This is a genomic window from Anatilimnocola aquadivae, assembly GCF_049819085.1.
Taxonomy (GTDB): Bacteria; Planctomycetota; Planctomycetia; order Pirellulales; family Pirellulaceae; genus Anatilimnocola.
The window spans coordinates 730953-752486 of the sequence record NZ_CP187419.1; the positions used below are offsets into that span (position 1 = coordinate 730953).

Annotated in this window: 13 protein-coding genes; 9 read left to right on the plus strand and 4 right to left on the minus strand. The window is 58.7% G+C overall.

All coding sequences use genetic code 11. The features are described from left to right. The first annotated feature begins 107 nt into the window (after positions 1–107). On the plus strand, positions 108–575 hold the full coding sequence (locus NA78x_RS02865; protein ID WP_425616910.1) for a hypothetical protein: 468 nt from the start codon (positions 108–110) through the stop codon (positions 573–575). Between the two features lie 73 nt (positions 576–648). Here NA78x_RS02865 and NA78x_RS02870 read toward each other — a convergent pair whose 3' ends face one another. After that, complete coding sequence (locus NA78x_RS02870; RefSeq protein WP_425616911.1) at positions 649–1755, minus strand: hypothetical protein; 1107 nt, start codon at positions 1753–1755, stop codon at positions 649–651. Positions 1756–2042: 287 nt separating this feature from the next. On the opposite strand from NA78x_RS02870, the gene NA78x_RS02875 reads away from it, so the two are divergent. The 6 genes from NA78x_RS02875 (at position 2043) to lptE (ending at position 11572) form a co-directional block, all read left to right on the plus strand. Continuing rightward, entirely contained in the window at positions 2043–2324 is a 282-nt protein-coding gene (locus NA78x_RS02875) for a hypothetical protein (RefSeq protein ID WP_425616912.1), read from the plus strand. Positions 2325–2873: 549 nt separating this feature from the next. Continuing rightward, positions 2874–4445 (plus strand): citramalate synthase, encoded by a 1572-nt coding sequence (cimA, locus tag NA78x_RS02880; protein ID WP_425616913.1) that lies wholly within the window; start codon positions 2874–2876, stop codon positions 4443–4445. 383 nt (positions 4446–4828) lie between these two features. Next, positions 4829–8440, plus strand: coding sequence for a beta strand repeat-containing protein (locus NA78x_RS02885; RefSeq protein ID WP_425616914.1), 3612 nt, complete (start codon positions 4829–4831; stop codon positions 8438–8440). Between the two features lie 114 nt (positions 8441–8554). After that, the gene (recO, locus tag NA78x_RS02890) at positions 8555–9337 is read left to right on the plus strand and encodes a DNA repair protein RecO (protein ID WP_425616915.1); all 783 of its coding nucleotides are present in this window, start codon (positions 8555–8557) and stop codon (positions 9335–9337) included. An 87-nt stretch (positions 9338–9424) separates the two neighbouring features. After that, complete coding sequence (locus NA78x_RS02895; protein ID WP_425616916.1) at positions 9425–10840, plus strand: hypothetical protein; 1416 nt, start codon at positions 9425–9427, stop codon at positions 10838–10840. Between the two features lie 183 nt (positions 10841–11023). Next, positions 11024–11572: an LPS assembly lipoprotein LptE gene (lptE, locus tag NA78x_RS02900; RefSeq protein WP_425616917.1), complete on the plus strand. Its 549-nt coding sequence runs from the start codon at positions 11024–11026 to the stop codon at positions 11570–11572. A 252-nt stretch (positions 11573–11824) separates the two neighbouring features. On the opposite strand, the gene NA78x_RS02905 is transcribed toward lptE, so the two are convergent. The 3 genes from NA78x_RS02905 to NA78x_RS02915 all read right to left on the minus strand — a co-directional run bounded on the left by NA78x_RS02905 (position 11825) and on the right by NA78x_RS02915 (position 17409). Continuing rightward, entirely contained in the window at positions 11825–13288 is a 1464-nt protein-coding gene (locus NA78x_RS02905; RefSeq protein ID WP_425616918.1) for a hypothetical protein, read from the minus strand. A gap of 613 nt (positions 13289–13901) precedes the next feature. Next, positions 13902–15977 (minus strand): alpha/beta hydrolase-fold protein, encoded by a 2076-nt coding sequence (locus NA78x_RS02910; RefSeq protein ID WP_425616919.1) that lies wholly within the window; start codon positions 15975–15977, stop codon positions 13902–13904. A gap of 34 nt (positions 15978–16011) precedes the next feature. Then, the gene (locus tag NA78x_RS02915; protein WP_425616920.1) at positions 16012–17409 is read right to left on the minus strand and encodes a PHP domain-containing protein; all 1398 of its coding nucleotides are present in this window, start codon (positions 17407–17409) and stop codon (positions 16012–16014) included. 185 nt (positions 17410–17594) lie between these two features. Between NA78x_RS02915 and NA78x_RS02920 the strand changes: the two genes are divergently transcribed. Together NA78x_RS02920 and NA78x_RS02925 are read left to right on the plus strand one after the other, a co-directional pair. Beyond that, entirely contained in the window at positions 17595–19490 is a 1896-nt protein-coding gene (locus NA78x_RS02920) for a UbiD family decarboxylase (RefSeq protein ID WP_425616921.1), read from the plus strand. 214 nt (positions 19491–19704) lie between these two features. After that, positions 19705–21246, plus strand: coding sequence for a hypothetical protein (locus NA78x_RS02925; RefSeq protein WP_425616922.1), 1542 nt, complete (start codon positions 19705–19707; stop codon positions 21244–21246). Positions 21247–21534 lie beyond the last annotated feature (288 nt).

Sequence of the window (21534 nt, forward strand, 5' to 3'; positions counted from 1 at the left end):
CGAGTTATAATTGCCGTTGTCAGCGAGTGAGATCATGGGAAAGGATGCCGCCTGGGCAAGATCGGCCAGCCAGACAGGCGGGATGCAGGGAAGAGGAGAGGCTTGGAATGTCGTTTCAGTTTGAGTGCCCCAATGGCCATTTGCTCGAGGGAACTCCCGATCAGGCTGGTCAGCAATGTCATTGCCCGACTTGCGGCATGCTGTTTTTGATCCCCGAGCCGGTGGCAGAAGAGCCTGCACCCGCGGCTGGCTTTCCGTTTCCCGGTGCAGCAAATCCGACGAATCCGCTGGCAGCTGCCGGCCCCGAGTTGCTCCACATTCCGTGCCCCAATGGTCACGAACTCGAAACGCCGCCGGAGATGCTTGACCAGGACGTGCTGTGCCCGCAGTGCCAGGCACAGTTCACGTTACGTCGCAAGAACAGCGTCGAGTTCAAGCGGAAGCAAGAAGAAGCAGAGATGATCCGAGTAGCGAAGATCGGCAATGCCTGGCTGCAAGGGGCGATCATCGCCGTGGTGCTAATTGTGATCGGCCTGGGTGCGCTGATTGCCATTCGCATTGCCAGCCGCAGCTAAGCACGCACCACGGGAACCAAATTGCTCGCCCCGGAAAGCAGTTCGTCTTCCCAAAGCTCAAGCTCGACTGGCACTAGTTCCCAGCCTCTTCGTCGCCGTACCACAACACCAGCTTTGCAGTGGGCTGGGCGATTGCCGGAGCGTACAGATAGAGCCGCATCTCGTGCGAGCCGCCGACGATGTTCGAGACATTCATCAGCTTGACTCGCTCGTTGAGCGGAGTCGGCAAGCCGCCACCGAGGCCAGCAAAACCGAGAGCCGTCGGCGAGGCACATTTATCGACCGCTGCGTAACGTCGCAGGGCCGGATCGCAGCAGTTGACAGTGATCAGCCATTCGTCGGCCATCGGCAAGGCTTGACCGTGTGCATGGCCAGGCAAGGGCCAAGTGTTGTGTTCAGCTGCGGCCCACAAGGCGGCGCGAATGGCCTGCCCTTGGCTGGGCCGTTCGAGCTTGCGCCCGCCGAACGAACCACCGCCGAGCAAGTGCATGCTGCCGAGCAAGATTCGTGCGCCGTAGCTATAGCCAATCACGCCAATCGGCACCCGGTTGTCGATGCGACCGAGGAAGCGAGCGACGTGAAATGCTTCTTCGTCGGCACGACCCGCTTTGTAGCGGACGTCTTTCAGCTGACCTTTGATTTGATCGCTGGCCCACGAATAGATGACAAAGCGAACGGCCCGCTGATGGTCGTACTTGCCAATCAATTGAAAGTAAACGGCCAGGCCGTCGGCCCGCGACAAGCCCGCATCGATACGATTGCCGTGCACATAAGCGGTCGTTACCACCTCGGCACTATCGGTCGCATAGAACTCAGCGATTGGCTTGGGCTGCCATACACCTTTCTCATACAAGAAGGCTTGCAGCGAATCGGCCGTGGCCTTGGTGTTGCAACCCAAGTGGCGCGAACTGATCACCCACACCTGATCTTGCTCGCGCACGCGAAACGTCTGACAACACGTCTTCAGTTCCGGGCAAGGGTGCAGATGAGTGAGCTTCGCACTCGTGACATTCGTACTGATATGAACCGTCGAGAGCGACTCGAGTGGAACTTCGAGGTTCGCCAATTCCGTGGTCAGCGGTTCCAAGTCGTGCGCGGTTACATTCGCCGGCAGCAGAGCCACCGCAGCGAGCAAGCTCAACAGGAGGAAGGAAAGTGACCGGAAAATGCGAAGGCTCATGATGTCGAATCGCTTATCGAGCGGCCAGTGAGGGAGCAGGAGCATCCTGCTCGGGAAACACCGGTTGCGCAAAGGCTACGTAACCACCTGTAAAAGTGTAGCACTAAAACAACTCGTGACGCCCAAACGCAACACAAATCGCGCTGCAAATCTTCGCGCTCCGTTACCCTCGCTACAACCCGCGTCCACGCCATGCCAGTTCTCAAGAGTGATGCAAAAAGTCGACGGTTGCATTTGCACCTCGCTAGGAGTGGGCTAGAGTTGCCTGGCTGCAACGAGTGCCCCTCATGGAAAGGCAACTCGGGCGACGGCTCAACACAGGAAGCTTGCAGGAAGAGGGAATTGTCATGAAGAAAATCTGGGTATTGACGTTGCTGGCCCTGGCCGCACTCAGCATGAGCGGCTGTGGCTGTAATCGACCTTTCTTAAATTGGTTCAATCGCAGCAGCGATAACTGCGGACCACCACCCTGCAACACATCGGCTGGCATGCCTATCACGACAGGCTCGCCCGTGATGCTGGGACCCATCGAGACTGGCCCAGCGGCCGTCTATGGTGGGCAGCAGTAAGGGTGGATTGGGGAACAGGCACAAGGCAGTAGCAATCCGGCTGCTGCCAACACACACGTGAGCGGTCTCTTCACTTTGCCCCTCACGATCAAATCATTATCTGGCTGACGCTTGAGCGAGAACTTGCGTTCAGTTGGAACGCTCCGCCGCGAGCAGGACCTTTCCGGGAAAGCGTGTCCGCTCGCGGTGGCAGCGACGACTTGGGCCTCTGGCCCCTCTTCAATTTCATCGCAAATGACGCTGCGAAACGAGCTCTTCGTCAGTTGACAGCCCTACCCTTCGAACGTACTGTTAAGTGATTGAATCCGTGAGGCTCCGCCACTTTCCCGCTTGCACCATGTTCTGCCAACTCCACAATCTGCACGCCTTGCCGCTGGCCGCTGGCCACCGCGGGGAGATTGCGATTCTGGGAAACACCGGCCGAATTATCGGCGGCATTATTATTGGGGAACGGGCGTAGGGGTCACACGGCACATCACGTGAAGTTGTCAGCCCTGACGCCCTAAGGTGTCAGGGCTTTTTTTGTTTTGAATTCGAACGAGACCAACGATGCGAACCATCCAGATCTACGATACGACCTTGCGCGACGGCACGCAGGGAGAAGGGGTCAGCCTTTCGCTGGAGGACAAGTTGCTGATTACTCGTCGGCTGGACGAATTCGGCATCGACTTTGTCGAGGGTGGCTACCCGCTCTCGAACCCCAAGGACGCTGAGTATTTTCAGCGCGTGCGGGATCTGAAGCTGAAGCATGCCAAGGTCTGTGCCTTTGGTATGACGCGGCGCAAGGGCATTGCCGCCAAGGACGATCCCGGCATGCAGGCGCTGGTGAATTCGCAAGCGCCGGTCTGTACGGTCGTCGGCAAGACTTCGGACTTTCATGTGACCGAGATCTTGCGCGTGTCGCTGCAAGAGAATCTCGACATGATCCAAGATTCGCTCTCGTATCTCAAGTCGCAAGGTCGCGAAGTCTTCTACGACGCCGAGCACTTTTTCGATGGCTTTGCCGCGAACCCACAGTACGCCCTCTCGACCATTCGCACCGCCGCCGAAGCGGGCGCGAGCGTGATCATTCTCTGCGATACCAATGGCGGCACCATGCCGGAGGCCATCGCCGATCGCACGCGCCAGGCACTCGAAGTGCTCACACCACTCGGTGCCAAAGTGGGCATCCATTGTCATAACGACTGCGAACTGGCCGTGGCCAATTCGCTCGCCGCGGTGGACGCCGGCGCGTCGCAAGTGCAAGGGACGATGAACGGCTTCGGCGAACGCTGCGGCAATGTCGACCTGATCACTCTCGTCGCCAATCTGTGCTTGAAGAAAGGCTACAGCGCATTGCAGCCCGATTCGCTCGCGCACCTCACCGAGCTGTCGCGATTCGTGTACGAAGTGGCAAACCAGAATCATCGCAACAGCCAGCCTTTCGTCGGCCAAAGTGCGTTTGCCCATAAAGGCGGCATGCACGTCCATGCCATCGCCCGGGCCACCAGTTCTTACGAGCACATCGATCCTGCTCTGGTGGGCAACGAACGGCGAATTCTCGTCAGCGAACTCTCGGGCCGGTCGAACATCGCGGCGCTCACCGCCAAGCACAAGCTGGCCGACAATCGCCAGCTGATGGACTCTATCTTGCAACGCGTTTGCGACCTCGAAGCGGTTGGCTATCAGTTCGAAGCGGCCGAAGCGAGCTTCGATTTGCTGGTGCGGAAGGTGGCCGGGACTTTCCAGCCTCACTTCGAACGACTGAAGTATCACGTCGCCGTAAGTGCCGAAGGCGAAAGTGGTGAGCCGGTGACGGAAGCCACCGTGAAGATGAAAGTCGGCGACACGTTGCTGCACGAAGTGGCCGAGGGCGATGGCCCGGTGAATGCGCTCGACGCTGCCCTGCGCAAGGCTCTCAATGGTACCTTCGCCGGCCTGCAAGAGATGCGGCTCATCGACTACAAGGTGCGTGTCGTCAATGGCGAAGCAGGCACCGCTGCCAAGATTCGCGTTATCATCGAATCGACCGATGGCCACGACGTCTGGGGCACCATCGGCGTTAGCGAGAACATCATCGAAGCCAGCTGGCTGGCACTCGTCGACGCCATCGAATACAAGCTGTTCAAAGACGAGCTGTAAACCCGCACCATATTACCGGTGGTGGGGTATTGGCATACTCGCCGTACCCCAGGCCATCCTTCGGGGCACCATGTCACTGCCCTCTCGCTTTATTGCCACACCGTTCTAAGTGTGGCGCGACTCTCGGCAACACATAAGCCGAAGTCAATCTAAACCAGCTTTTATTGCGGCAATATGTCGCAGGGGCATCCCGCGATTGAGTGGTAAGCAAATAAACTTCGGAATATTGCCACCACTTATGAGAGGAATGCACACAATCAGCGCAAAAACGGGCTTCTCAAATTACGATAGGGCGACTTGGTGTTTGATCAGTACGCGATGTCGCGGTTGATCGTCCTACCATACTTTCCCCGAAGTATCTCTCGCCGAAGGACTGTATTTACATGTCAGGTTCGTTCTTTGCTCGCCAACGAAAAAACTCCCAAACCCTACAGCGACGAAGAGCGTTTCTCGGCATCGAAAGCCTCGAAGAGCGAACCGTCATGGCCGGCAACGTGTTGGCCAACGCCGCTGACGGCGTGCTCCGAATTATTGGTGACGCCAACGACAACCAGATTCAGGTGACTCGCAGCACGCTAGCTACCAACTCGGTGACAATCTCGTCGATCAACGGCAGTAACACCACGATCAATGGCCAAGCGGGTCCGGTCACCATCAACAATGTCTCGAAGGGCGTTCTTGCCGCGCTGGGAGCGGGCAACGACGAAATTCATCTCAGCGGCTCATCAACGGACGTGTTCCGCACGACCGGCGATACCACGATTATGACCGGTATCGGCAACGACATCGTCCGCTTCACCAACTACTCGATGGGTGGTCGCCTGAATGTTCAGACAGGCGGCGGTAACGATCAAGTGATTGCTGATCGCGATCCAAGCTTGAACCTTACCGTGAATGGTTTGCGCGTCGGCAAAGACACTTACATCAACACGGGTCTTTCGCTGGATGTGCTTGTCAATCCAGCCACGCGGCCGGCTGTTAGCTTTGATTCTGCCGGTAGTGGCAACGATTCCGTTACCATTCGCAATTCGTTCCTGAATAAAACGGTCTATCTGACAACAGGTTCACAGAACGATACCGTGGATCTGACCAACAACGAATTCGGCCAATTGGTGTTGATCGATGGCGGCCTCGGCTATGATCGAGTGAACCTTGCCGCCAATACTTACAGCTACTATCCGGGCTACGCCCCATTCCCCATATTGTTCGAAGTGAAAACGTCGACGGTTCCAAATACCGCTCCGACGATTTCGCCAATTGGTGCGCAGACCACTGCCGAAGATACCGCTACGGCAGCGATTCCCGTCACCGTGGGCGATGCGCAAACGGCAGCCTCGGCGCTCGTCGTTACGGCCACCTCCAGCAATCAAACGCTGGTTCCCAACGCGAATATTGTCGTCGGTGGCACAGGGGCCAATCGCACGCTGGTGATCACTCCCGTCGCGAACTTGTCCGGCACATCGACCATCACGGTCACCGTCAGCGATGGAGTGCTGACCACCACGCAAATGTTCGATCTGAACGTAACCGCCGTGAACGATGCGCCCACGGTCGTCGTAGCTCCCACAGCCACCACCAACGAAGATACCGCCGTTGATGTCCCGGTGACGGTCGCTGATATCGACACCGCCGTTGCTTCGCTCATCGTTTCGGCCACGTCGAGCAACACGGACCTGATTCCCAACACCGGCATCTTGGTGAGTGGCACCGACGGTAATCGTACCGTCAGCATCACCCCTGCTGCCAATGCAAGCGGCACTTCAACGATTACCGTCTCGGTCAGCGATGGCACGACCACCACTACGCAGACGTTTGTGGTTACCGTCAATCCCATCAACGATGCTCCGACGTTGACCGTTGCTCCCGCTACCACGCCAGAGGATGTTGCTGCGGTTGTCCCTGTTACGGTCGGTGACATCGATACTGCGGTCGGCACCCTGACCGTCACTGCCACATCCAGCGACACCACGCTCGTTCCCAATGCGAACATTGTCGTCGGTGGATCGGGAGCAAATCGCACGCTGACGATCACCCCAGCGGCGAACCTCTCGGGAACTTCGACCATCACGGTCACCGTCAACGACGGCGCGCTCACCACCACACAGACCTTCCTGTTGACCGTCTCGTCAGTCGACGATGCTCCTGTCATCGCCACGATCGGTGCCCAGAGCACGGCGGAAGACACGATTTCGGCACCGATCTCGGTGAACTTCAGCGATGTCGAAACCGACGCTGGACTTCTTACTTTCACCGCAATTTCCAGCGACCAAGCGATTGTGCCCGATGCCAACATTGTCATCGGTGGCGCTGATGGCGCTCGTACGCTCACCATCAATCCCGCGCCCGATGCCAACGGCACGGTGAACATCACCGTCAGTGTGAACGACGGCAATACCACGACAACGCAAGTCTTCCAGTTCACGGTCACTCCCACGAACGATCTCCCCACGATCTCCTCGGTGGCCGACTTGGCACTCGCTGAAGACGAGGTAAGTGCCCCGATCGCCGTCACGGTTAGCGACATCGAAACCGCTGTTGGTACGCTGACGGTTACGGCAGCATCGTCAGACGAGAACGTAGTGGCCGTGTCAGGCATCGCCATTACCGGTAGCGACGGCAGTCGAACCGTAGTGATCACTCCGGTCGCCAACGCTTCGGGATCGACTTTGATTACTCTGACGGTCAGCGATGGTACTGCCACCGCGACCTCTACTTTCACTGTCACCGTTACCGCATTGAACGACGCCCCGCTCATCGCGCCGATTGCTGACTTCGCAATTGCCGTTGGTGCGCCGGTCCCAGTGGTCAATGTGGCCCTCAGTGATGTCGATACCGACGTCAATACGGTTGGCCTGACTGCTACCTCGGACAATGCGTTACTCGTTACCAATGGCGGTCTGGTTGTCGGAGGCGCCGCAGGCGCTCGCACGCTTACCATCACACCGGAAGTTGGCATCACGGGCAGTGCAACGATCACGCTGACCGCGACCGAAGGTGCTAATACGGTTACGGAAACATTCACGATCACGATCGAGAATCCGCCCACTATCTCGGATATTGTCGATCAGATCATCAACGAAGACACGCCCACAGGTTCGCTGGCATTCACCATTGCCGATCTCGATTCGTTGTTCTCCGAATTGGCGGTGACCGCCACCAGCAGCAATCCCGCTATTGTTCCCGCTACCAATGTTGTTTTTGGTAGCGAAGCCGACGGCAATCGAACCTTGGTGGTGACGCCCGCCCCGAACGCAACGGGTACCTCGACGATCACCGTCACGGTCACCGATGAAAACGGTCTGACTGCCGTCGATACGTTCACCGTCACCGTGAATGCGACCAACGACAACCCCTCGCTCTCCGCAGTTCAATCGTTCGCGATCGCCGAGGGGGAAGTGATTCCTACGTTAACCGTCGAGGTGAGCGATATCGACTTGCCAGCCGACACGCTTACCTTGACGGCGGCGAGCAGCGATGAAGGCGTGATCTCGAACGCGGGAATTTTGATCGAAGGCACGGGAAGCGAACGTACCATCACGCTCACCCCGGTCGCGAATGCCGTCGGTCCCACCACCATCACACTTACCCTGAGCGATGGTAATGGTGGCACGGCAGTTCAGACCTTCACGATTACCATCGCGAATGTCAACGATGCTCCGATTGCCGTTGATGACACGCTTGCCATCAACTCAAACATCGGTGGCAACGCCACACTCAACGTGTTGCTCAATGACTCGGATGCAGACGCCGCAACCACGCTGACTGTCTCTGCAGTCGGCGGCGGCGAAGTCGGCACCGAGATCGACGTTCAATACGGTTCATTCACTTTGGCATCCGATGGTGTGCTGACATTCACCGTCGATCCAGCTTCGTTGGATTTGGTGGTGGAAGGCGAATTCGTCGAACAGTTGATCAGCTACACCGTTTCCGATGGCCTCAGCTCCGATATCGGTCAGATCATCGTGCGGATTACGAAAGTGACCGTTGCTGCGTAAGGCAATTCCGCAGCGACCCTTCCGATGAACTACACAAGCTGGCCGGACTCTTTGGGTTCGGCCGGCTTTTTTTCGGATCTGCGATTCGCCTGCTGACACGCAATCACTCGCGGGATGACCGCTGCTATCATTGCCAGTATGCCCAGTGAAAAGACATCGGCGATCGTGCTGCGGACGGTGGAGTTCAGCGAAACCAGCCTGGTGGTGACGTTATTCACACGCGACTTTGGCAAGATCAGTGCTTTGGCGAAGGGAGCGAGGCGTCCCAAAGGACCTTTCGAGTCTGCTCTTGACCTCCTAGCGGTGATTCGCATAGTGTTCCTGCGCAAATCGTCCGATGTCCTCGACCTCCTGACTGAAGCCAAGTTGGATCGCCGCTTTCGAGCGGGCGCTCGTGATTTGAACCGTTTGTATGCCGGATTTTACGTGGCGGAACTCCTCGCGGAGCTCACCGACACGCACGATCCGCACCCCGAACTGTTCGACGCGGCCGTCGATACCCTGCTGGCTTTGGATGGGGATGTGTCGCCGGCTTCGGCCGTGTTGTGGCTCGAATTGACGGCTCTGTCGCGACTCGGTCACCTGCCCACACTCGATGTGTGTGCGGCGTGCAGCCGAGAAGTGGAGGTCGTCGAGCGCGTGCCGTTTGGTTTGCTCGCCGGTGGGCTGTTGTGTGCTGCTTGTCGCAGCGGGCAACGACAAGTCATCAGCGTGCGGGCCGAAGTGATTCAGACCATGCAACAATTTCTCGCTGCCGAAGGGCACTGGCAAACGCTGGTGATTCCTGCCGAACAGCGGGGCGAGTTGCGAGGCCTGCTGAATAATTACTTGAGCCACTTGATGGGACGTCGATCGCGATTGCAAAGCTACTTGAATGGACTCACGGCTGCCGACTAGTGCCACAACGCACGACGAGGCAACCTGGCGACCGCTTGTTCGACACCGCGTAAAAGATTTCCGGGGACGGTAATGCCAAGGATGGTCATGCCGAAAACTGCAGCTTCGTCCGCGCCAACTCGCTTGGTTGCGTCGATCGCTGGGCAAGCGTTGCCCGCTGCACGTCGCTGCGCCTGGCCTATCAAAAGCCTGTGCCTGCTGTGCGTCTTGCTTTGCTCGTTGGGCTGCCAAACCCTCGTTCCGAGATCTAGCAAGCCCGATGAAGTCATTGATGCCACGAACATTAACGCACCCGACTCGGTTGGCGAAGCTATAGGAGAAGGCTTGGGAGAAGCAGCCTTCGGTGCCGCTGCCGAAACGGCGATCGAGCAAATCCAGTGGTCCGACCTCCAGCCTCAAAACCTGAAAAAACTGGTGAAGAAGGCAACCGGCAATGGCCCGAATCGCAAAATCGCGAAAGAGCTGTATGTCGAAGCAGAAGAGCTCTACAAGAAAGCCACGGCACTTCCCGAAGGTCAACGCCAGCAAGCCTTCGTCGCTGCTGCGGAAAAATATGCTGAAGCCGCCGACCGCTGGCCGGGTTCCGCCCTCGAGCAAGATGGCCGCTTCATGGCTGGCGAAAGTTACTTCTTCGCCGACTACTACCCCAAGTCGAATGAACAGTACGAAATTCTGATCAAGGCTTTTCCCAACAATCGCTATCTCGACACCGTCGATCAGCGACGGTTTGCCATTGCTCGCTACTGGCTCGAACAGAACCGCAAAAGCCCCGACGCCTGGTACGCCGTCAACTTCTGGAATCAAGAACGTCCTTGGCGCGATACGCGCGGCTATGCCTTGCGGGCCTACGACAAGATTCGTGTCGACGACCCCACTGGTCGCCTCGCCGACGATGCCACGCTCGCCGCCGGCAACGAACATTTCGCCAGCGGCAGCTTTCAAAAGGCCGACGACTACTACAGCGATCTGCGGCAGGCCTATCCCACCAGCGAGCATCAATTCAACGCTCACTACTTGGGTCTGAAGGCGAAATTGATGTGCTACCTCGGCCCCGATTACGGTGCCAAGTCGCTGGACGAAGCCGAAAAACTGATTAAGCAAATCAAGCGTCAGTTCCCCAAAGAATACGCCGCCGAACAAGAGTACCTCGATCGCGCCGCGGCCGAAGTTCGCTACAAGAAGGCCGAAAAGCTCTACAACTTTGCTCAGTACTTTGACGGCCGCGCCGAGTATCGCGCAGCAGGCACTTACTACCAGAAGATCCAACGCGAATACAACGACACGCCCTTCGGCGAGAAGTCGACCACCCGCCTCGCCGAAATCGCCGACAAACCGCCGAAGCCCGAGCAGTACGTTCCTTTTCTCGTCAATGCCTTCCCCAAAAGAGACAAGATCAGCCGTGTGATTGATGCGGTAGATGCCTACGAAAAGGCAAACCCTCGCACGCCAGAGACCGGTTCCTCGGAAGTAATGCCCGCCAGTGCCACCGAACCGCTGAGGTAGGGAGGAAGCGAGGAAGGGGCCAGATGTGAGGGACCAGAGGCCCGGCATTTTCTCCCTCGCCTCGGTACTCCGGGGAGAGGGTTGGGGTGAGGGGCTGATGCTCAAAAGCTCTCTCCTTTCAATCTCACTTCACTCTCGCTCACGCGCCACTTAACTACGAACTTCAAACTACGAACTAACGCCTTGAACCCCTTGCTCCATCCCGTCGCTCGACTCACCATCATCGCGGTAACGCTGATCGGTGCCGCTGCTTCGTCCGGGTGTGCCACCTATCAGTTCGGCAACCGCTCGTTGTATCGCCCCGATATCCGCACGGTGCACGTGCAGATGGTCCAGTCCGACAGCTTTCGCCGCAACCTGGGCGAACGGCTGACCGAACAAATCTGCAAGCAACTCGAACTGAGAACTCCCTACAAGTTGTCGGATGCCGACACCGCCGACAGCATTCTCACCGCCCGCATCATCAGCGAAAACAAAAAGGTCCTCGCCGAGAATGGCCTCGATGAAGCCCGCGACGTCGAAACTGATTTCTTCGTCCAAGTCCGTTGGGTCGATCGTCGCGGCGATTTGATCATGAGCCACACCGACGTCCCCGTGCAGCCGTTGCTCATCAACGTCAGCCAGGCCACCAACTTCGTCCCCGAAGGTGGCCAATCCCTGGTCACCTCGCACGAAGAGGCCATGCGTCGCCTCGCCGACCAAATCGTCGGCCAACTCGAAATGCCCTGGTAGCTCTGCCTGACCGCGCCTACTAAAACCCCAGCCTGCCGGGATTCAGGAATCGGGAAACGGGAGTCGGCAGCCGGAGGCTTAGGCGTCGGAGGTCAGCGCAGCGTCTTTCCTACTTCCGTCCCCCTCTCTTCCTTCCGCCCCCGCCCCTGCGGCGGGGGTTTATTGGCTTTTGCACTACCGCCCGTCAACATCGCGCCACCCGCTCGCGAACTCTCCCTACCTTCCACTCCGCAATCCGCATTCCGAACTTCCTCAAAAGCTCTCTTCCACCGTCTGCACCGGAAACTTACTCGGCGGCGGCTCGATCCAGTTCGTTGGCACCAGCCGGCGAAAGCCTTCGGCCTCCTGCACCAGCCTGCCGCGCGCATCCACGCTGAACGCCGAGCCCGGCTTCGGCGTAAACTTCTCCGGTGCCGATGGATGCCGCTCCGTCGTAAACGCTGGCGCCGTCGACCGCAGGAACTCGATCGTAGGGCAGGAAGAAGAGTGGGAGTGTGGAAGAGCGGGAGAGGGGGAGATTTTGGAGTCCAGCTGAGGCTGCCCTCGACCTTCTCCCATCCGCCCCCGGGCCTGCCCCGGGGGTTCATTGGCTTTTGCACTACCGCCCGTCAACATCACGCTACCCGTTCGCAAACCCTCCTCTGAACCCAAGCCACTTTCCCATCGCTCGCCCCTCTCCGCTGAATACAAAGGCCAAGGAGCTGGGACGCTTTTGATAACTTTTTCGTCGATAATTTCAGCGATAACCACGTCGTCGCTATCTTCGACTGTATCAACGACTTCGCACGATTTCACAGCCGTTATTTGCGGTGTTTTTCCGCCTTCGGTGATAACCGTTTGATAACCACTTTCGCACGTGCTGAAGCCATCTTCCTGCCCTCGCGTTTCTTCCATCCGCCCCCGGGCCTGCCCCGGGGGTTCAACGGCTTTTGCACTACCGCCTGGCAACATCGCGATCCCCTCGCGTGAACCCAGTCCGCTCTCACAGCGCTCGCCCCTCACCCCGGCCCTCTCCCCTGAGTACAGAGGAGAGGGAGCACAGACGGCAGCAGCAACTCCTCGTAGCTTCCCCTCATTCTGCATTCTGCGATCTTCCTTCTGCCTTTCCTTCTCCCTTTCCTTCGCCTCCCACTTCTCCACTTCCGGCAGCGCCGCGTCGATCCACTTCCGCTGCTCAGCCATCCGCTCGTCGTAGGTCATCTCAGGTTCTTCGGGCAGCCGATTCTTCGTCTCGAAGTCGACCGTACCATCGAGCTTGATCCCCTCAAACTTCAGCATCTTCTCACTCATGCGAATCGCATCGTTGAGAAATCGCGGGTTGCCGTCGCGAGTCTTGATGGTCGACTCCTTCATCAATTCGCCCTTAAAAACGCGGTCTTTAATGGTTCCCGCAGCCTTTTGCGACTCCCGCCACTTCTCGCACATCTGCGAGTAACCCATATCGAGCCGACGCTTGTGCTGCCGCGTCAGCATGTGCAATCGCTGAATCCGCCCTTGCTCGCTCTTGTGCTCCGTCTCGCGATTCGTCGTTAGCTCCGGCTCGCCTTCCCAGCGCTGCAGCTTGTGACAAATCTTGCTCACCGCAGGCTGCGAGATGCCGAACTCCGCGGCCACCATCCGCTGCGAGACCCCATGCGTCGAGCATCGCTCATAGATCTCCAGATCCCTCGGTTTCGGCGCGCGGAAAATGCTGTTCGTTTTCTTTTTCTTGCTCATGTCTGAAACTCCGGCGGGGAAAGAGGGGGAGAGTGGGAGTGAGGGAGAGCGGGAGACAAATGCCTGAAAGCGCATATCTATTTCCCTGGTTAACCGAGCCGCTGGCGGCCGTTGAAATAAACTCGGGTCGCTGCACCGTTCAGCTCCTCTCCCCGAGTACCGAGGCGAGGGAGGAAATACGGGGAAACTGCCCAAACGGCTGGGTTAACCGAAAAAACCTGCCTTCTCACTCTCTAACTACAGATCAATTACTAATCACATGCGCACAACATAGTACGCACATAAGCACCACTATCTCGCTCCCGTGATTCTTTGGCAAGCACTTTTCAAAAAAAGTCTTTCGCGTTGAGAGCAGGCTTCTGGGCATCAGCAGTCGAACGTCCGCTTCTCTGTTCGTCAGCCATCCTCGGCGCAGCCGGATTTAGCGCCACGGCTGGAGTTCCAGCCATGTTGTGTGATGGCAGCAGTGCAGCTGAGGGAGATTCGTTGGATTGGTTGGTTGGCGCTGGGCAGTCAGGCGCTGACGCAGCCAGTCAGCAAGACGGAGCGTTACCTGTGAAGAGCAGGGGAGGACACGGGTGGAGTACCACCACGTGCCATCGGGGAAGGCCGATTACGGGCGAGAGGTGACAGGGCGGAGGGGCTTGAGTTGCCAACGCTCGTCGAAGAAGTCGGCGGCGACGATCTTGCCGGGCCAGACTGAATTGGGTGGTGTCGAAAGATCGACGACGGCCCAGTCGGGCAGCATTGGCACCTGGCGCGCGTTGTTCAGGTATGCGAACTCGCGGAAGGTGAAGCTGCTATTGAGCACCACGTATTTTTTGGGGTTCAGCGGATTGGGATAGATGGCCACCACGGCGTGCTGATTGGCCGGGAACGAAGCACCGCCCACTTGAACTTGCTCGGCGGTCCATTTGATCGGCAGCTTGGCGGCGATTTGAGCGAGAACGGCGTTGCTGCCGGGATCGCCCCAGAGGACCAGGTTATGGCGGGCCAGGTCGTCGGGCGTCATTTGCGAATCGTTCTTCACGCGCGGCACGCCGCGGAAGTGACGACGCCAATGTTCCTTGGCGCGGGTCAGTTCGCTGGTGCTCCACTGAGCGGGAAGCTCATTCCAGGCCTTGCCGGTGGGAGCCACGAAGAGAAACGAATCCATAAATGCATCATCAATCGGCCCGGTCAGACCATGTTTCTTGCGCAGGCCGATTTCGTTGGTGCGCGGTCCCAGGTGCCAACGGTCGCCGATCTTGTGCGCCGAGAGTTTGATCGAACGATCGCTGAGGGCCGGAACCGTGCCGAGCGAATACTCTTCGCTGTTGAGATCGTCGGCCGGTGCGCCGGGCAAACCTTCGTTGACGATGACTTCGAGCCCTTCCTGGTCGACGTAGTAACCGGGGAGTGAATCGACCGTGAAGGCCGTGATTCCCTTGGCACTGAAGCGGACTTCGCCGCCGATGTCGATCTCGATCGTGCCGGGCTTCCAATGTTCTTCGAGCTCGTCGATGGTGACGAACGTGTGCTTCGGATAGCGAAGCGTGAGCGTGGTGAACGAGACCGTCGTGTTCCCTTCGTTGCCGGCAAACTGCTCAAGCGCAGCCAAACGGCGATCGACCTCTTCCTTGGCATCGGGGGAATAGGCGTGTTTGGTTTCGGGGGCGATAACGTGGCGCAGCTGCATGCCAGCGGCTTGCATGGCGGCTTCCATGATGTCGGCGGCCTGCTTCTGGGAATCGAGTTCGCCACTATAGGCGACGGTTGGCAGCCCGCGCAGGTTGTTCACCCAGGCTGGGCAGTCGTACCATTGCCACAAGGTCTTTTCCCACCACAGCGGCTTGAGATCTTGCTTCTGGAAGACGCGGAGGAAGTCGGGCGTTTCGCTGAAGCCGGCGCCAGGATTGGCGGCGAACCAACGGTCGGGATGATGCACCGCCAGATGCCAAGCACCGGCACCACCCATGCTGAAGCCACGCATGGCGATGCGATCGGCATCAATGGGATATCGTTTTTGCACACTGGCCAGCGATTCAAACACATCGACTTCGCCAGCGAACTTGAAGGCGTTGCTATAGCGGCCGTAGGGATGCAGCACGATGACGTCGCGCGGCGACATGGTGCCGATGTTGGTCATGCGGTCGCGCAGAAAGTTCAACTCGCTGAGCGTTTCGCCGCGGCCGTGCAGCCAGATGTCGCAGCGATGGCGATTGCCCGTGCCGTTGAAGCTGTCGGGCACCACCAGACCGTAAGGCTGCACGCTGCCATCGAGCTTCGAAACGAAGCCCCGCACGACGAGCCCTTTTTCGGTCGTCCAGGGAGCTTCGCCCTTGGCGAGTGCGCTCGCCCGCTCAAGCCCAGCAGTGATGAGCTTGGGAGCGAAGTCGACGTCTTTGGGATCGAAGAACTCTTGATAGACGAGAGCGTCGTTCACGGCCTTGTGAAAGATTTCGAGATCCGGCAGCAGTTCGTTGATTTTGGGATTGTTGCGTTTGCGCAGGTCGTCGATCTTGCCTCGCAGTTCCTTCAAGCCGGCTTCGAGTTCGGCTCGTTTCTCGGCGGGAACTTCGACGCCCAACTTGGGAATGCGGCGGACATCTTCGATCTGGTTATCGGCGGGGCCGTCGGCCAGAGCGAGGGAAGTGGCCAGCAACAAGGCTGACAAGACGAGTGCGAACGGACGCGGAGCAGGAATCATGAGCGGCTATCCCAAAGGTGAATCGTGGTGGTCGTTACTTGGCAGGCGTGGTTGCCACGCGATGTTCCCAACCCACAGGCTGGAGCCAGGCTTGTTCTTTTTGATTGGGAAACGAAGGGTTCTCGGGAGCACGGCTGCTGGTCACCACCGCGCGGGCGTACAGTTCTTTGCCCGTGAGTTGAAACGTCACGCTGGTACCGGTTTTCACTTGCAACGTCTTGCCCACTTCGGGCGAGTACTTGCGCGTGACGGGGAGTTCGATTCCTTTTTCATCCTTCACGGGTTCGCTCTTGAGCGAGACGGTTTCGAGCGAGCCCACCAGGGCCGTGGCGTACGTGACCCCAGGCTGCGGTTCGATTTCGATCGAGAGTTTTTTGCTCTTGGGATCCCACTGAAAATCTTTGAGCACGATGCCGCTCGAAGCGTAGAAGTCGCCGGCGTGCAGAGCCTTCAGCAGCGCCTCGACGGTCAACTCGGGCGCGCGCACCACGACCCAGCCTCGTCCGGGCGAAGCGCCGCGCAGGCCGAAGTAGTTGTGCGAGTCATCGGTACCGAGACCAAAGAGCGGTGGTCGTTTCAATTCGGCCAGGCGAATGGTGTTAGCGATGTCCCACATCTTTTCGATGCTCGCATGATGCACCGGCGGATGCGCGTGTGAGTGCGAATGCCCTTTGTCGCTATGGTCGTGGGTGTGAGCTGGTTCTTTGCCGGCGGCTGGCTTGAAGGTATCTCCCAGGTGATTCACGCCGGGGTGACCGTTGTAGACTTCGAAGAACTTTTCTTCGGCGACGTGCGCCATGTCTTCGGCGGTGACGGCGTATTGATAGTTGGGGTGGTTCAAGTGGCCGAGCACAGGCTGCTTGAGTCGCTTTCCCTGTTGCTCGATGGCGCGCAGGTTGTTCGAGATGGTGGCCCGCAGCGAATCGCCTCCTTGTGGCTTGATGGCTTCCTGCAAGTTCTGGCCGTTGATGTGAATGGGCTTGCTCTTGAAGCTGTCGGTGATTTCTTCGGCCTGAATCAGCAGGAACTTTTCGGGCTCCTCGAACAGCGGACGAAACTCCGACAGGGGCGACAATCGGACCATTGTCTTGCCGTCTTCTTCTTTGGTTTGCACACGATCTTTGAAGCGTTCGCGAAACCGCTCCAGGCCGCCGATGGCGTCCTTGGTATTCGCTCGCTTCGAGTCGACCCACTTCTCGCCAACGCTCAGCAAGTTGTGATCGGACAGGGCGAGAAAGTGGTAGCCGCGGCTCTTGTACCACTCACAGATCATCTCGGGAAAGTCGTTGCCATCGCTCCACAAGGAGTGGGTGTGGGTGTTCCCCTTGTACCACTTCAGTCCGCTCGGTTTGGCGGCTGTATCGGGCTCGGCTGCCACCGCGCAGGCAAGTGTCAGCAGGGCGAACGTGAGAGCCAGTGGTTGACGCAGCATGGCGACCTCGGCAGGAGAGTGATGGGAAACAGTCGGCGGGAACGAGCAACGGCAGCCCGTCATGGGACTAATTTAGTCGGAATTGGGTCGATAAACAGCCTGCCCCACTCGGCGGGTGGTCCCGTTAAGATGTGGAACGTCGTGCGGTTAGTGCAGAGAGCAACAGGCTGCGAACGAAGGGTGACATGTTTTCGCTGAGACAGATGCTAACGGATTTGGTGCAAGCCGGGCATGCGGTGCGCCTGGACCAAGAGGTCGATGGCCACTTGGAAGCGGCCGAGATCCAGCGCCGAGTGTACGCCAGCGGTGGGCCTGCCGTCTGGTTCACCCGGGTGAAGGGCTGCCGCTTCGAGATGGCGTCGAATCTGTTCGGCACCCTCGAGCGAGCCCGCTATCTGTTCCGTCATTCGTACGAAGCGGTGCGGCGCGCGATTGAAATCAAGATCGATCCGGGCGTCGCGATGAAGCAGCCTTGGCGGTATTGGTCGGCACCACTGACGGCTTGGCACATGCAGCCGAAGTCGGTTCGCAGCGGTCCGGTGTTCGCGCAGCGGATCAACATCAGCGACTTGCCGATGATGCAATCGTGGCCCCGCGATGGCGGCCCGTTCATCACCTTGCCGCAGGTCTTTTCGGAAGACCCCAACGAACCAGGGCTGCAGCACTCGAACCTGGGAATGTACCGGGTGCAACTCGCGGGCAACTCGTACGCTCGCGACCGTGAGATCGGTCTGCACTATCAAATTCATCGGGGCATTGGCGTGCATCACGCGGCAGCCCTCGCCAAGGGCGAACCGCTGCGGGTGAACATCTTTGTCGGTGGTCATCCGGCAATGACATTGGCCGCCGTGATGCCGCTGCCCGAAGGAATGAGCGAGTTGGCTTTTGCGGGAGCACTCGCGGGCCATCGCATCCCGATGGCGAAGCGCGCGACACCCTCAGGGAACAATTTGCCTGTATATGCCGATGCCGACTTTTGTATTCGCGGAGTGATCCGCCCGGGTCGCACATTGCCGGAAGGTCCGTTCGGCGATCACTTGGGCTACTACAGCTTGGCGCATGATTTTCCGGTACTGGAAGTCGAAGAAGTCCTCGCGCGGCAAGGTGCGATTTGGCCGTTCACAGTGGTTGGTCGGCCGCCGCAGGAAGATACGACCTTCGGCCAACTGATTCACGAACTAACCGGGCCGATCATCCCCACGGTCGTGCATGGCGTGCAGCAAGTGCATGCGGTTGATGCTGCGGGCGTGCATCCGCTGCTACTGGCGATTGGCAGCGAGCGGTACATGCCCTTTCATGCGAACCCGCAGCCTCAAGAATTGCTGACGCAGGCGAATGCCATTCTGGGGCAAGGGCAAATGTCGCTTGCCAAGTATCTGCTGATTGCCAATGTGGGGGACGATCCACAGTTGCAGACCCACGACGAGGGAGCCTTCCTGCAGCATGTGTTGGCCCGCGTCGATTGGCGGCGCGATCTCCATTTTCAAACATGCACGACCATCGACACGCTCGATTACTCGGGCGATGGTCTGAATCGTGGTTCGAAAGTGGTGATTGCCGCGGTGGGACCTGCCCGCCGGTCGTTGGCGAAAGAACTGCCCGGCGAGCTGCGCTTGCCGGAAGGATTCTCGAATCCCCAGCTGGCACTGCCTGGTGTGCTCGTCGTGAAGGGACCGGCCATTCAGCCGCAGCCAAGTTTTACGCCGCGAAATCCGGCAGAGCCCCGAACAGCAACCTGGCAGCCCGACATGGAGCGGCTGTGTGAGTTCCTGCAGCAGGCGAATCGCTCGGCGGAACTTGCGGACCGCGTTCCGCTGATTGTGGTCGTTGACGATAGTGACTTCGCCGCTCGCACGCTAGGTAACTTTTTGTGGGTGACATTCACACGCAGCAACCCGGCTGCGGACGTGTACGGCGTGGGTGCATCGACAGTAATGAAGCACTGGGGTTGCACCGGCCCGCTGGTGATTGATGCCCGGATTAAACCTCATCACGCACCACCGCTGGTGGAAGATCCGGTGATCAGTGTTAAGGTCGATGCACTGGCCGCCGCGGGTGGGCCACTGGCGAAGTGGCTATGAGAACCGCAAAAGGGGGGGGCCAACAATGGAGGCCATTGTTGGACACGAGATAGCGCAACTCTCGGGATTGGCTACAGATTGGTGTCCAACAATCCAACTAATTGTTGGACAAGTTGGTTCAATTCGGGAATGCTTTTGGGATCACCTTGCCGGGGCGGTGCGCTATAATCAGCAAGGCAGATGAAGGGGCGTTGTGAGGCAGATGAGGCGTGGCATGATGCATTTTGAATCTTCGTGGATTGGTCGCGCGGCGGCGCTCCTTTGCCTCGCGCTGCTTGTTGGTTGCGGCGAGATGCCCGCGCCCAAGCAGGCAGCCAAGAAAAAGATCGCTCCCGCGACCAGCACCTCGGGCAAGAAGGCTCCCCAAGAGCCGCCGAAGAAGCAAGCCAACGCTGCAACGGAAGATCCACCTGCCCGCAGCTTTCTTCCTCCGCTCGCCGAAAGCGACAAGCCGGTCAAGCCTCGCCCAGCGGGGTCGTTGTCGGACCTGGTGAAGCGTGGCGAAGAGACGCAGTTTGCCTTGCCAGAACTCGACGACGGCAAGATCGCGGTCGCCGGCATTCGCAAGCTGGTCGGCAAGCACTTGATCCTGTACACCGATGTTCCCGAATCGGTGGAAGATATCCAGAAGCTGCCGCAAGTCTTCGACGCCTCGGTCACGCTGCTGTGCGAATACTTTGGCGTGGACCCGGCCAAGCTCAACGATTGGAAGCTCGTGGGCTGCGTGATGGAAAACAAAGCTCGCTTTGAAGGAGCCGGGCTCTACACGGCGGATCTGCCCGATTTCCCCAATGGCTTTCACAAGGGCTCGCAGTTCTGGCTCTACAATCAGCCGAGCGATTACTACCGCCGACACTTGATGATTCACGAGGGTACGCATGCCTTCATGGCGCATTGGCTCGGCGGCGCGGGGCCACCCTGGTATCAGGAAGGAATGGCCGAACTGCTCGGCACGCACGAGTGGGACGGCACCAAGCTCACCCTGGGCTACAATCCGCCCGATAAGACGCTGGTCCCTTACTGGGGGCGCGTGAAGATCGTTCGCGACGAGTACGCGGCCAATCGTGGCCTCACGCTGCTCGACATCTTTCGTTTCGATGGCCAGGCGCATCTCAAAAACGAAGCGTATGGCTGGTGCTGGGCAGCGACCTGTTTCCTCAATCAACATCCGGCTACCCGAGAAGCGTTTCTCGAACTGAAAAACGACACCAAGGATCGCTCGATTGAGTTCTCGCGGCGGTTTCATGAAAAGCTGAAGCCCCACTGGGCGGACATTGCCGAGGACTGGCAGCTGTACGTGGCCCAGCTTGACTACGGCTACGATGTGGCCCGCGCTGCGACGGTTCGCAAGGCCGCGGCACCACTGCCCGCCGGTGGTGCAACGGTGAGCGTAGCTGCCGATCGCGCCTGGCAATCGACGGGCTTCGAAGTCACCGCTGGCAAGACCTACGAACTTACGGCCACCGGGCGCTATCAAATGGCCCAAGAGCCGCAACCTTGGTGGTCCGAGCCAAACGGCATCACCATTGAATACAACCAGGGTCAGCCGTTGGGCATTGTGCTCGCGGGCGTGACCAGTCCCGCAGCATCGCAGAATGCCATGTCGCCGCTACTTAGTCCCGATATCATCGGCCCCAGCGGACGTATCACGCCGCGAGCCACCGGCACGCTCTACTTGCGCGTGAACGACTCTCTCGCCAAGCTGGCCGACAACAGCGGCACGTGTACGGTGCAGGTGAAAGAAGTGTCGCCGTAGGTATTTCGGCGATCTGCATGGCGAGCTGCGCGGCTACGAAAAAAGCCATCAAGCATGGGCTGATGGCTTTCGAGTGGAGGTGGCGGGACACCAATCGAACTTTTCCTGGCCGGGGTCAGTGGCTTTGAAACCTCGACAACTTCGCTGGTTCGATCGCTCGCTGCTCTGCAACGCAGGTCCGGCAGTTAAGGGGTGCGGAAGACGATCGCGCCGGAGCGGCTTCGCTTCGCTCCTTGATCTGGGCTGCTTTGCTGTGAGGCAAATGTAACAAGCGTCGCAACCAAAGCC